At 49.4% G+C, this 12,798-nt stretch carries 11 protein-coding genes and 1 pseudogene; 1 reads left to right on the top strand and 11 read right to left on the bottom strand.

Going from position 1 to position 12,798, the window contains the following annotated elements; translation table 11 throughout:
* Positions 1 to 205: 205 nt before the first annotated feature.
* The 10 genes and pseudogenes from SNR34_RS14220 to SNR34_RS14175 all read right to left on the bottom strand — a co-directional run bounded on the left by SNR34_RS14220 (position 206) and on the right by SNR34_RS14175 (position 11,076).
* The gene (locus tag SNR34_RS14220; RefSeq protein WP_236413792.1) at positions 206 to 685 is read right to left on the bottom strand and encodes a DUF6530 family protein; all 480 of its coding nucleotides are present in this window, start codon (positions 683 to 685) and stop codon (positions 206 to 208) included.
* Between the two features lie 113 nt (positions 686 to 798).
* Positions 799 to 2,307, bottom strand: a complete 1,509-nt coding sequence (locus tag SNR34_RS14215; protein WP_486182210.1) for a right-handed parallel beta-helix repeat-containing protein — start codon at positions 2,305 to 2,307, stop codon at positions 799 to 801.
* Positions 2,308 to 2,674: 367 nt separating this feature from the next.
* Positions 2,675 to 3,844, bottom strand: a complete 1,170-nt coding sequence (locus tag SNR34_RS14210) for an MFS transporter (RefSeq protein WP_343260740.1) — start codon at positions 3,842 to 3,844, stop codon at positions 2,675 to 2,677.
* Between the two features lie 328 nt (positions 3,845 to 4,172).
* Positions 4,173 to 4,697: an HPP family protein gene (locus SNR34_RS14205; protein WP_339278041.1), complete on the bottom strand. Its 525-nt coding sequence runs from the start codon at positions 4,695 to 4,697 to the stop codon at positions 4,173 to 4,175.
* A 164-nt stretch (positions 4,698 to 4,861) separates the two neighbouring features.
* Positions 4,862 to 6,259, bottom strand: a complete 1,398-nt coding sequence (locus SNR34_RS14200) for an outer membrane protein assembly factor BamB family protein (RefSeq protein WP_486182209.1) — start codon at positions 6,257 to 6,259, stop codon at positions 4,862 to 4,864.
* Positions 6,260 to 6,540: 281 nt separating this feature from the next.
* Positions 6,541 to 6,632: pseudogene (locus SNR34_RS14195) on the bottom strand (DNA-binding response regulator); the annotation flags it as partial.
* 141 nt (positions 6,633 to 6,773) lie between these two features.
* Positions 6,774 to 7,784 carry a phosphotransferase enzyme family protein gene (locus tag SNR34_RS14190; protein ID WP_486182208.1) on the bottom strand — a complete coding sequence of 337 codons (1,011 nt, stop codon included), beginning with the start codon at positions 7,782 to 7,784 and terminating at the stop codon, positions 6,774 to 6,776.
* A gap of 205 nt (positions 7,785 to 7,989) precedes the next feature.
* Positions 7,990 to 8,784 carry an SDR family NAD(P)-dependent oxidoreductase gene (locus SNR34_RS14185; protein ID WP_339278038.1) on the bottom strand — a complete coding sequence of 265 codons (795 nt, stop codon included), beginning with the start codon at positions 8,782 to 8,784 and terminating at the stop codon, positions 7,990 to 7,992.
* Between the two features lie 31 nt (positions 8,785 to 8,815).
* The gene (locus SNR34_RS14180; protein ID WP_486182207.1) at positions 8,816 to 9,868 is read right to left on the bottom strand and encodes an AraC family transcriptional regulator ligand-binding domain-containing protein; all 1,053 of its coding nucleotides are present in this window, start codon (positions 9,866 to 9,868) and stop codon (positions 8,816 to 8,818) included.
* 287 nt (positions 9,869 to 10,155) lie between these two features.
* Positions 10,156 to 11,076, bottom strand: a complete 921-nt coding sequence (locus SNR34_RS14175) for a PadR family transcriptional regulator (RefSeq protein WP_339278036.1) — start codon at positions 11,074 to 11,076, stop codon at positions 10,156 to 10,158.
* 272 nt (positions 11,077 to 11,348) lie between these two features.
* Here SNR34_RS14175 and SNR34_RS14170 point away from each other — a divergent pair, with 272 nt between their 5' ends.
* Entirely contained in the window at positions 11,349 to 11,777 is a 429-nt protein-coding gene (locus tag SNR34_RS14170) for an NUDIX hydrolase (RefSeq protein ID WP_486182206.1), read from the top strand.
* Between the two features lie 39 nt (positions 11,778 to 11,816).
* On the opposite strand, the gene SNR34_RS14165 is transcribed toward SNR34_RS14170, so the two are convergent.
* Complete coding sequence (locus SNR34_RS14165; RefSeq protein ID WP_236413779.1) at positions 11,817 to 12,689, bottom strand: LysR family transcriptional regulator; 873 nt, start codon at positions 12,687 to 12,689, stop codon at positions 11,817 to 11,819.
* Positions 12,690 to 12,798 lie beyond the last annotated feature (109 nt).

Raw genomic sequence — 12,798 nt, 5'->3', positions numbered from 1 at the left:
TCTTTCACATTTACTAATTTACTAACTTAGTAATTTACTAAATTACTGCATCAGTTTATCTTGCTTTACCATGCAAGTCAACCTCATTTCTCGTTTTTCCAGAGCAGCCCAAAACGAAAAGAAGCCGAAATCCCCTTTTTCTAAAAGGAATTTCGGCTTCTTTTTTTATCATGAAATGGTACTCCGTGAACACGCAAAAATGGGCTTAGTACCCCATGTCGCGAAGAATTTTGGACAAGGTGCGCAGGCGTTCCCCGATCATCTCGTCGTTGTCGCTCAGTGCTTGGCTAAACAGCTTGATATCGTCGTTGATTTTCTCGTTATCCGTGCAGACGGCTACATTCAAGGCGTCGCCTTGCAGCCCGACGCGATCAATAACCGGGTTGTTCTCGTCATACAGGTGTTCATACTGGTAAGCTTCCCGGAAATGCTCCAATGAACGGCAGATCAAAATGGACAAATCCAGCACACGATGAAGCGGCAGCTCCTCGGATTGCCGCGACCATTTCTCTCCCGTGTATCTCCATACTTTGGCGGAAATATCAACCTTCCCGCGATCATTCCATTGGGCCAGTCCAAGGGAAAGGCCTTTAGCATCGCTGTCTGGACCAAGCCGGCCATCCACGCGCTCATAATTTTCGGCTACAACGACCGGTTTATGTTTCAAAGTAGTTGGAATTTTCATGCTTCTCCCCACTTCTCCTTTACTAATCCACTAATTTACTAAATCAAATTATTCTATCTTGAATTATTGGACAAGTCAATTCAGCCACAAAGCTTGCTCCCTGAATACAGGGGCTATTCGTAAGCCCCCATGTTCACGCCGGACCCGCCGACTCTTGGATTGCCATCCAGATCGAAGGTCCCGAGCATGTCCCCAAGCGCTTTTCCCGTATCCATCGCCGGGGACGCAGCCCGCAGACGGAAATCGCCCTTGCCTGCATGCATGAATTGGGGATCCATGAACCGGGAGTGTGCATCGTTCCCGCTTCCAGCTTGGTACGCCGCGAATCCGTTGTACCCTTTGGTCATCCATGTCCACTCTGCGTCCTCCGGGCCTCCCTTGGCAAAATACAAATTATGATCCACCACATTCCCGGCATTTTCGGTGTAATCGTTAGAAATCAGCACACCGGAGGCGCTTGCCACGAAAATATTATTTTGGATGACATTGTTCCGGGTATCATACTGGACGAAAAGCTGTCCACTTCCCTCTTCCAACGTATCGTTGTTGTACAACGTGTTGTTCACGATCTTCGCATGGGACGTCGAGCCCCGCTCGTCGTCATATCCGCCGATGGCGATCCCGGCAAGACGGTTGTTATAAACCAGATTGCTGCGAACCGTAATATGGTCTGTCGTTCGTCCAGCATGTTCTGAGGCAATCTCGATCCCGATATCGTTATCATAGCTGTAATTTCGTTCGATCACGCTTTCTTTGCCGCCATCGACGTAGATGCCTCCCGCAGAAAAACTGCCGTTGGGCAGCTCCTTTCCGTAGGAAGGATTGTTGTTCGCTGAAATGTTGTACACATAATTCTCCTTCACCACGCCGTTCCGTACCTGGTCATACTCAGCATCTGGTGCTATGCCTTCAAAACCGATCAGGTCGATGCCGATATTGTCGTTATCGTGGATTCGGTTGCCCGATACGACAAAATGGTCCACGTTGCCGTTCAACACCAGCGATTCGCTGGAACCAAGCACGAGATGATGCAGCTCGTTGTTCGCGATGGTAATATCACGAATTGATTCCGGTGCTTTTGTACCGTAAACGGCGATTCCATGCGCATCCCGCCCATGCAGATCGTCACCCGCAGGACTGGCCGTGTTATGAATGTCGTGAATGTCGTTGTTCACTAACTGGATGAAACTGCCGGAACCATGTACGTAAATCCCCATCGGCACCACATCCCTCGATGCCGTCGAATAATTTCGAATTTCGAATCCCTGGATGGTCACATACTCTACATCGCTCAGTTCGACAAGACCTTCGCTGCCTGTGACCGAAAGCCCTGATCCGTCAATGATCGCCTTGTCCGATCCGTCGCTCACAAAAGCAATGGGGCCTTTCGATGCCGAACCGGAGCGCGTCATTTTCAGTTTTTCGTTATACACTCCTCCCCGTACATGCACCGTACCGCCTGCGGGAACCGTATCCGCTGCGCGCTGCAGCGTTTTCCACGGCTTGCTGCTCGTTCCCGGGTTGGCATCGCTGCCTTCTTTGGAAACATAATACGTCGAATCGGCCGAGCCTGCCGATGCAGCAGGTTTATTTCCCGATTCCGTTCCCATGTCCGCAGCCATGCCCAATAAGAGCAATAAACATTGGATCCATTCCATTCGTTTCCTCAACTCCTTGCCTGCAACATATAGTTATATGTAATCCCTCCATTATACCGATTTTTACGAGAAAACTCGAAAAAACCGCCCGCCGGAAGGCTACGAATCGCTATCTTTGGGTTTGTAAATGCTCGGTTCGTCTTGACTGGCTGAGGCGTACGCATGTGCGCCGTTGCTACCCATCAACGTTGGAGCGATGAAAAAAATAAACGGCCTCCGTCCGAATGATTTCAGGACCAAGGCCGTTCAACTGCTTTTTATCTTTTGCATGGTCTGCCAGAGATGGAACACATTAAATCGTGGATAACCCGTGTTTCCGAATGAACAGCCGTCAGCGGATCCCCATCTTAAGAGCTCTGTTCGCCGTTTCAGTAGCAACAAACATGATGCCGAAGAGCGCGAGCAGAATGACGGGTACCCAGGACATCCCGAATCGGCCGGCCACCATGCCCGTCATTAACGGAATAAGCGTGGAACCCGTGTATGCGCTGGCCATCTGCAGTCCAATCACGCTGGATGAAGCCTTTTCTCCAAACCGCTCCGGCGTAGCATGGACGATGCTTGGATAGATCGGCGCACCGCCCATGCCGACAATGAACAAAGCGCCTGCCGCACCCCAATGCGGGACAGGCAAAACAAGGACAAGGAGGCCGAAGCAACCGATAAGCCCGCCATATCGTATCAGGTTTTTGCTCGAAACGCTCGTCGAAAGAAATCCCGAAAAGACACGACCGATAATGATCCCGATATAGAAAAGGGACGTATAGGCAGCAGCCTTAGCGGGATCAAGCCCTTTGCTCGCGATCAAAAAGGAGGCGATCCACAATCCGGCAGCGGTCTCTGACCCGTTGTAACAAAGCATGGCCAGCATGGACGATTTCACGCCGCGAATGCGCACGGCTTCCCTGTTGCTGACCAGCTTTTGCGCACTGCCCTCTTCGATGTTGCCTTTTTCGTAAATCCGCCATAACGGCAACGATGCCAGCAGTGCGATGACGATGACCAGCAGAAGCATGCCGACTGTGAAATATCCTGCACGCCAGTTGTTTCCATGGGTCAGCCAAAAGGACATGACAAACGGACCCGTCATGGCCCCAATTCCCCAAAAACAATGCAGCCAGCTCATATGCTTTGCTTTGAAATGCAATGCGACGTAATTGCTCAATGCCGCATCTACGCACCCAGCGCCAAGTCCCAACGGAATGGCCAAGAGGATCAAAAACACAAATTCGCTGGATGCCGCAAAGCCAAGCAGCGCCATCGTTGTGAACAAAATGCTGATGAGCGTAACTTTTCCCGTGCCCAGCCTGTGCAACAATCTGCTTGCAAACAAACTGGAGATGACGGTACAGAAGGAAACGGTTAATGAGATGTAACCCGCCATTTCCGTCGTGGCGCCGATATCCTGCTTCATGACGGACCATGCGCTGCCAAGCAGCGCATCCGGAAGTCCGAGTCCGATGAATGCAAGGTAAATCAAGATGAGCAATAATGTAGCCATTTCAATTCTTTCCTCCATCTGTATCGTGATCGCTGTTAACAGTCCTGTCACCCGGGCGTGATTCTATTGTTATAACTATAAATGTAATGATATTGATATTTTCTGTTGCAATCTCTCTATATTTTGACGTATATTATCACTATTTTGATATGTGTACAAAGATGAACGCTCAAGTATGTATATCCGTCCTCACCCTAGAAACTATACGAATCAATCACACTAGGGCACTGCGAGTGCAGTAAAGCAAAAAAGAGAACTTCACGGATGGAAGTCCTCTTTCTTTGCCCGTTCTGTATCGGTTCAAGTTAAATTCCAGATGCTCCGAGCATCAATACCAAAAGGTTGGATATCTGCGCGATTTATCAAGATTGTTGATCACCAGCGCGACCAGCACGATCAGAATCGAACCCGTTAACACCGGCATGAACAGGAACGACCAGCCGGTTCCGCCCAGCATGATGGCCAGCGGATTGGCGCCTGCAGGCGGATGGGTCGTTTTGGTGAGCATCATGACAAGAATCGATAAGCCCACACTTGCGGCGATGACCCAGTTGCTGTTGCCGAACAAGTGATACATGATCAGTCCTGTTAACGTGGAAATAAAATGTCCGCCGATAATGTTTCTCGGTTGGGATAATGGCGCATCCCACAAGCCAAAAGCCAATACGCAGCTCGCACCGAACGGAGCCATGAGCCACTCGCTGGAGGTCCAGCTTGTCAGGAAAGACAAGATGCCGATCGTCACAAAACCTCCGATGCCTGCTAGAATTGCGCTTCGCGGATGTACTTTCAGCGTACTCCTCCCCGGTGCTTTCATTTTGGCAAAAAAGCCTGCTTCATCGTTGTAATTCATTCACTGCCCTCCGAGAATCATGTTTACATAATATTTTAGTTATAAGTTTGTCAGTGACTTTTGTCAATATTATTATGACAATTTTGTCATTACAAAAGAAAAACCGCTGCACTTCTTTAAAGAAGTGCAGCGGCCAATTGTTCGTCAAACTGTAAGTATGTGCGTTATTTCAATGATGCCGGAAGTTTCACGCCGAGCAGCCGGCCTTCCGCCTGAATGATGATCATTCCGTTTGTTTTCAAAGTGGATTCATGCAGGTCCGCCCCGGTTTTCACGCGGAACACAGGCTGATTCGTCAGCATGTTGATCGCCAGCAGCGTCCCGTTCCGTTCTGCCCGGTACATGCCCTTGCCGTACACGTTAACGTTAGATATCGGTGCATCCCCGTTCCATTGCACTGCCTGCCCATTCGCCAACTTGATGCCTGCCAACTCCCCGTCTCCCGATCTGAAAATTAGCCGGTCCTGCGCAACGGTGAGCAGTTCCCAGCCCTCCCCATAGGGGCGTTGGAATGTCCGCAAAGGCTTCTCCCCTTCTTTGAACGTATCCAGCGGATACTCAGCCACCTTGTTGCCCTGCTCCATGTACAATTTGTCCCCGCTGGCCAGCACGGCTCCGTACCCGTACGTGTACGGTGGTTCGCCTTCCATTTTCCAGCGATATTCACGAGTGCCTTTTAAAGCCCCTGTCTTCAGGTTGTACGCATTGATCTTCATCGCGCGATCAGGCGATGATTCGTAATCGGTTAATCTCGAAGAATAATAATCGGCAGTATAGACAAGGCCGTTTTTGATATGCAGCGCTTCCCCCTGCCCGAACTCGTCCCATAATTTTTTGCCCGTTTTTTGGTCGTAAGCGTTCAGCTGAACCGATGTGAGCGCCCCCTGAACCATGAATGTCCGAAGCACGACGCCGTCCGCGATCTCCAAATATTCGGTGCCGTTTCCTTCCGCGAGCGCTTCATCGGCCTTCCAGCGCAGTTTTCCTGTTTGATTGTCGAAGGCAAACGTCGTGCTGCCGTTGATCATATACAGCGTATACGCAGTCGGGACCAGCTTCTCGGTCCGCAAACGAGCTTCAATCCACGTGGACGAGCCGGATACCCATTTGGCTTTGCCCGTTTTGGCATCCACCGCATATGGTTTATGGTCAGCCGTCAAGCCGTATACGACGCCATTCCTGTAAGCTACAATCGGAGTCAATTCTTTGCCATAGGCCCACAAGCGTTTGCCTGTTTTTGCATCGAGCGCAATGAGTTTTTTGCCGGAGAAAACAAATACCTTTCCGTCCTCCGCAATCGCCTGCTGTCCGTAATAAGCTTCATTTTTCAAATAGTTGTCGACTTTCGCTTCCCAGACAGGTTTCAGCTCAGGTACCTGCAATTGAGGATATCCGTACCAATGGCTTATGGACACATCGGCTTTTTCGGCGTATGCATGGGACGGCCCCATGGCGGCAATCCCGCCGGCCATAAGCACTGCCGCAATGATGCCTGACGCTGTACGCCGAACTATTCTTCTATTGGACCCTTTAAAGCCCCGTTTGGTTTCGGTATTGGACATGATCAGACCTCCGTATTGAAATCTTTTAATGGTAAACCTCTCTCTTCATTAACCAACGCTCCCAACATCTGAAAAGTTGCATGCAAGTGCTCATAGCGAAAAACCACGGCACCGAGTACGGCGCCGCAGTTCCATTCCGTTGAACGCATATTATTGATTTTGCTGCATGTACGCCTTAAATTCCCGGGCAATTTCTTTGTATTTCGTATGGTGCAGGTAATGCGAGCCTTCCATCGGGATGCATTTGCCCAGTGCGAATTGTTCGGCTTGCTCCTCATGGCAGCTTCAAGCGTTTCGAATCCGTTGTTGCAAAAAACAAACAAACGAGCTCGCGAATGTTCGCGTCGTCGTCGGCAACAAGTGTCGCAGCCATGCCATCCCTCTTCCCCTGCTGTAAAATTCCAGTGCATGAATCGTTCAACTACGATAAATCATACAACAAATGTCGCTCCATCGTGTTATAGCACGATAATTGAGCCGGAGCTGCTATCTGTTAGATATCCATGTGGTTCTCCTAACTCCATATGTCGACGATCGAAATGCCGTTTTCGATTCTTGCCCTGCTTTCTGTTATCCAGTCCTTGAACCACTGGTTATTCGAACTGCTGAAGGTTTCGTCCCCGTCCCAGTTTCGAAATGAACCGATATATACGATGATCTCCCGTAATTTCAGAAACAGCGGAAGCTTCCGCAGCCAGTATTCGTCCAGATGATGTTCCTCCCGATAGCCCTTCATAAAAGGATCCATGAATCGCCGTGCCTGCTGTGCACGTAGTTCTGCCCCTTGTTCCCCGCCATAGACATACACCAAATAATACAGTTGTACCGCGATGTCCTCCACATACCAGCTGTACTGCGCTTCATCAAAATCGAACAGCGTAATCTCGTCTTGCTCGCTTACCCTGAAGTTGCCCACATTGATGTCGCCGTGGATCAGTCCATACGAATGGGCATCTTTCGGTAATGAACCGATTTCGCGGATCAATGTGCTGCATTGGCGACGCGCCTTAACATGTGATTGCGGCAGCAAATCGAGATGCTGCAGGTACCAGTTTTGATGCCACTCATGCCTTTTGAGCTGGTGTTTGGCCGGCACATATTCCCTCGACAACGCATGCATTTTTCCCGTTAACCGGCCCAACCGTTCATATAAAGCGTTATCCTCCAGACATTCCGGATACTCCACTTTTCTTCCCTGTGCTTTTTCAAATACAACACAGATCGCCCCACCTTCCATGGAGTAAACCACTTCCGTTCGTTTCCCCTGAATCGAAGGTATGGGTTTGGACAACGAAATGCCTTTGTCCGCTAAAAAAAGGAGCCAATCCAACTCACCTTGTACCATCAACTCCGAACGATTGGCGATTGGCGTCAATCTCAAGATGAGATTTCTATCGTCCTGTTTGTACTCATAGGCCTGATTCTGCGATCCCCCCAAAAATGTAAACTGAGGCAAACTCCCCGTCGTATACCGTCGCAATGCTTGTTCCACCATCGCCTGATTCTCTTGCTGTTTCTTGTTCATATCAACGACCTCCGTATGATTGGATTTTTGCATGAGATGAAGGCCTGTATAACAAAACAGCCCAAACCACAGACACCAATTTCCCTGTCTGCCGGTTGGGCGTATGGATCGAATGGACATGCATGAAATTCATGAGTTCATGAGTTCATGTTATCCAAATGTTGGAACAGTGTCAATCGTTTCATGTCGGGAATAACGCGAACGATTAGAAAATCGTCGGCACCATTCCTCCATCCATGCGAATCGGGGAACCTTTGAACGGGGTCGCGTAGGGACTGCATACAAATGCCGCAAGCCTGCCGATCTCGTTCGGTCTGATGAACCGCTGCAATTCCGATTGCGGAAGATTGGCGGCCATGAAGGTTTTTTCTTTTTCTTCGAACGTCATGTTCTCGTCCTGAATGATGCTCTCGATGATCTGCTGCACGTTCTCGGAGAGCGTCGGTCCAGGCATGATCGTGTTGACCGTTACCTCCGTGCCTGCCGTCAATTTGGACAAGCTCTTCGACAAGGAGAGCAGCATGGATTTGGTTATCGCATATTGCGGCATCTGTCCGGACGGCATCACCGCTTCTTCGCTCGCAATAAAGATGACCCGCCCAAAGCCGTTGTTCAGCATGCGGGGCATATACAATTTGGTCAGCGCGTTTGCGGCAAGCACGTTGGTCTGAATATATTTTTCCCACACGGCCTCGTCCGCATCATCGTATGACATGATCTCATAAATGCCGGCGTTGTTCACTAAAATATCTATCTGAGGGAACTTTTCGAACAAGGCTTCGCGCCCGGCGGCATTCACGATATCGGCTGCCGCATTTTGTGGGGACGTATTCGGATAGGCAGACTTGATTTCGCCGACTACGCGTTCTACCTCTTCAGAATTTCGTCCATTGATGAGTACGTTAACGCCTTCTTTGGCCAATTCAATGGCAATAGCTTTGCCGATTCCTTTCGTCGATCCTGTTACTAACGCGGTTTTGTGGTTCAATCCCATATCCATAGTGCATTTCTCCCTTTTCTGTTCTCGTCGTTTAATGGAAATCCGGTCGATCTGCAGGCGTGGATGCGTCTTCGTCATGCGTAACTGCATGCGCGCTGCGCCAATGAGCGGGCGTATCGCCTTCCCAGGCGCGAAATGCGCGGTAAAACGAGTTCTGGTCTTCATATCCGATTAAAAAGGCTACTTCCTTGATATCGAGCGATGCGTCTGCCAAATACATCCGTGCCTGTTCATGTCTTGCTTGCGTAAGCAAATGATTGAAACTTGTGTTTTCATCGGTTAGCCGGCGCTGCAGCGTACGGTCGCTCATGCCTAATTCCTTGGCAACCGTCCGAATATCTGGACGCCCCCCGGATAGGCTGCGCTTCATGATCCATTTGGCCATGTCCGACACGGAGCGGCTTCCCTGGTGTTCATCCAGCGTGCGGTCCAATGCAGGGGTCAGAATCTCCAAAAGTTGTTCATTGTAGGTCAAAAAAGGACGATCCAGATCGTTCCGGTGCAGCGTCAACCGATTGTGATCGGCATCTGTCCGGACTTGGCATCCAAAGTATGCTTCGAGCGCATGCATATCCCCCATCGGCTGCGTGAATTCCACGGCGCGCGCCGTCAAAGGCTGGCCTGTGCCCCGCCGTCCCAATTCAAGCAGGAATGCCAGTGTGATGCCTACAAGCAATGGCGGGCAAGATTGGTCGGCAACGAGCCACTCCAATGTAATGGCACATTCCTCGCCGTTCTCGCTCATGCGCAAGCTTTCGGGAGGACAGAGCTGTTTATATCGGACCATCCGCTGCAAGGCATCCCGATAATCCCGGGCATGGTATGTCGCTAGCACGGTTGGCGGATATTTCGCTGTTTCATAAATCGTGGCAAGTTTGATCATGCCTTGGGCAATATCGCCTGCCAGGTCGGAATACGCCTGCCAAATTGCGTAATATTGGGCGGTGTTTGCGGCTGGTTCGGAAATGATCGTGAGCGGCAATCCGGCTTTACGGGCCACGTCCTGCGGAGCAATCCCCAATTGACGCAGCCCTTCCCAGAAACCCGGCGGCATTTTGATGCGATCAAAGGAATCGGTTGTCATTTGTTTGCGCCTCCTTCTGCGGACTGACACATTCGGATGTAAAGCAGCTTGCTTATGAGCCTACGGTACTTATCATATCCTTTCCGTAATGCCATGTAACTAGCAAAGCACGACAGCATGCTTGCTAATCGCGCCGACTATCCAATTGCCTGTTGAGCCTGCACATGTAGAAAATGGGAGAGAACGAACATGCCATCGCCTAAAAAAACCGCATCTTATGCGGCTTTTTTAGGCGATGGCATTGAACTTTGGAATGACAATCGATCAAGATTGCGTGTCTTTAGTGTTTAATCTTTCAACAGCCACTGCTGCGCGTCGTGTTTATGTTCAAATATGCGAAATGCGCTGCTGCCGCTGGATTCAGCGGCCATTTCTTTAAAACGTCCTTGTTGGGCCAATTCCGCCGGGATGACAGCAGCCGTTTTGACGCGGTAGTTGATCCATTTTTGAATCATTTTGCCGGCCACCCCTGTTCTCAGCTTGAAGAAATCGTCGGAAAGAGCCTCGCCATGCAGCATAAGCAAGCTAATCTCTTTTTCCATGCACAACCCGATCAGGTCAAGCGCATCCTGTTCCGTGCCAAGGGGCGTTTCGGCGGATAATACTTCGATATACTTTCGTCCGTCTTGTTCAACAATGGTATGATTCATTCGGGTCATCTCCTTGCTTGTTTTGGTTTGGTGAAGTTCTTCGCGGACGCTTTGGAGCCATTCCAATTCATGGTGATAGGACGACAACAGATTTTCGGAGATTTTGTTCCATATGAACGTTTCGCGTTCGCTCCGATGAGGTGCCGGGACGCCCCGGTTCAGTTTTTCCTGTTGGTACAGAAGCTCTGCCTGGATTCTGCTCTCATACTGCGACAACAACTCAAGCAATTCCTCGTCACTCAACGCTTCAGACCATGCCAATTGAATCAGGAACGTGTTTTTGAACTCGGGAAGCTCCGGTTCGGTAAGGACCCATTCTTTCAATCTGGACCATCCTGCATCCGTGATGCTGTACACTTTTTTGGATGGGGAGCTCTCCTGGTGCTGAACTTCATTGGTCACGTAGCCTTTGTCCAGCAATTGGACAAGGGAGCGGTAAATTTGATTGTTGTTGCCGGACCAATGCATGGTCGGGGACTGCTCGATGACTTTTTTCAGCTCATAGCCCGAAGCCGGTTTCCAGCTCAGCAGCCCGAGTATGGCATATTGGATGGACATCGTATCCTCTTCTCCCCATTCTTATGTTATTTGAAACTTGTGTTAACTGTAACATAGGTTACTCGTATAGTAAATATCCGATAAAGTTAATTGGATCACTTTTATGAAAAAAACAACCGCTCCCCGATCATCAATCGGAAAACGGCTATTAAGATATGGGTTTATTTTATTGGAAACTATTTGTCACATTTGTTTTCAAGTGCAGGATTTTGAAGAAGTGGTTTCGAATATTTGGGTACACCTCTACTTCATGAAAATAAAGGAGCACTAACATGAAAGGATATAATGTAATTATGGTATTTAACAAAGATATGGACCGTCTGCTTATGTGCAAACGACTTAAAGATCCTTACAAAGGGCTGTACAACTTGGTCGGCGGTAAAATCGAGATGGGCGAAGCAGGGATTGATGCGGCGTATCGAGAGCTTTGGGAAGAGACAAACATCTCGAAAGATCACATCGTCCTGCATCACCTCATGGATTTCAAATACTATTTGCAACATTGCTATGTTGAAGTTTATGCTGGGCGATTAAAAGGTATTGTTGAGGTTTCCGGTGACGAAAATGAATTATTCTGGTCTGATTTGAATCCAAATTTTTTCGACATGACCCTTTTTGCAGGCGAAGGCAATATTGGACATATGATAGAACAAGTGAAGATGAACAAACATCTTTTTGAGGTTGAGGAATTCACCGCCTAATTTGTCTTCCGTCCACATTCGCATGGTTAAAGGCACAAGCTATACTTTCAATATATCCATAAAATGCCGCAAGGCGTTGGACACCCACTTCTTGGGATGCAGAACCAGCTGAATCTCCAGCTTCAGCTCGGGATGATCGAAAGGCAGTGTCATCAGTTCCCCGCGTTCGATCTCCTCCATGGCTGCCATCTGCGGCAAGATGGATATGCCTTCCCCGGTTTTGATGCTGCGCTTGATTGCCTCGGGATTGCCCAGTTCCAACCCTACCCGATACGGAATGCCGTTCGCGCGAAGCACGCGTTCCAGCAGCTGCCGGTAGTTGCACGTATGCTCGGGCATGATCCATTCCGCATCGTTCAGGTCGTCCAGAACAATTTCTTCCTTGCTGAGCAGAGGATGGCCGGGGTGAACGATGAGCACTAGGGGTTCCTCCCTGATCCTTATCCACTGCAAAGCAGGATCGCTGGAATCGTCCGCAAGAATCAGCCCAACGTCGGCTTCCCCTTCCTTCACCTGATGCAAGATCAATTCTTCCGAATCCGTATGCAAACGAATGTTCAGTTCGGGATACTCCTTGCGGGTCGCCTGCATATAAGTTGGCAGATAATAGGATGCAATCGAATCCATCGTGCCGATCGTCATGGAACCTCCGCCTTGCTTGGCCATTTTCTCCTTGGACTGCTCAAACAATTCCAGCATTTGCCCCGCGAGCTTGAACAGTTCCTCCCCTGCGGAGGTCAAGCGAATTTTATTGTTGCTGTATCGTTCGAAGAGCTTGACGTCATAAGCCTTTTCGAGCTTCTGAATTTGGGTCGTCACGCTGGATTGCGCGTAGCCGAGCACTTCTGCGGCTCTTGTAAAGCTTTCGCGTATGGCCACTTCGCGAAACGTTTGAAGGTAGATGAAATCCAATCCGGGTCACCTCATCGAAAAAATTGATTAGAATCATCGTTTATTATAGATAACTCTGATATCCACTCCTATGTTACATTAGAATCAATCCAACGGGAAGGGATAACTG

This window comes from Paenibacillus sp. XP01 (assembly GCF_057364885.1).
This window is presented reverse-complemented; position numbering and strand designations above follow the sequence as displayed.

Bases quoted from the DNA above. Each gene is read 5' to 3' on its own strand.
- SNR34_RS14185 (WP_339278038.1), bottom strand. From the start codon at position 8,784: ATGGATATGGGATTGAACCACAAAACCGCGTTAGTAACAGGATCGACG.
- SNR34_RS14190 (WP_486182208.1), bottom strand. From the start codon at position 7,784: ATGAACAAGAAACAGCAAGAGAATCAGGCGATGGTGGAACAAGCATTG.
- SNR34_RS14210 (WP_343260740.1), bottom strand. From the start codon at position 3,844: ATGGCTACATTATTGCTCATCTTGATTTACCTTGCATTCATCGGACTC.
- SNR34_RS14170 (WP_486182206.1), top strand. From the start codon at position 11,349: ATGAAAGGATATAATGTAATTATGGTATTTAACAAAGATATGGACCGT.
- SNR34_RS14205 (WP_339278041.1), bottom strand. From the start codon at position 4,697: ATGAATTACAACGATGAAGCAGGCTTTTTTGCCAAAATGAAAGCACCG.
- SNR34_RS14175 (WP_339278036.1), bottom strand. From the start codon at position 11,076: ATGTCCATCCAATATGCCATACTCGGGCTGCTGAGCTGGAAACCGGCT.
- SNR34_RS14200 (WP_486182209.1), bottom strand. From the start codon at position 6,259: ATGTCCAATACCGAAACCAAACGGGGCTTTAAAGGGTCCAATAGAAGA.
- SNR34_RS14220 (WP_236413792.1), bottom strand. From the start codon at position 685: ATGAAAATTCCAACTACTTTGAAACATAAACCGGTCGTTGTAGCCGAA.
- SNR34_RS14215 (WP_486182210.1), bottom strand. From the start codon at position 2,307: ATGGCTGCGGACATGGGAACGGAATCGGGAAATAAACCTGCTGCATCG.
- SNR34_RS14180 (WP_486182207.1), bottom strand. From the start codon at position 9,868: ATGACAACCGATTCCTTTGATCGCATCAAAATGCCGCCGGGTTTCTGG.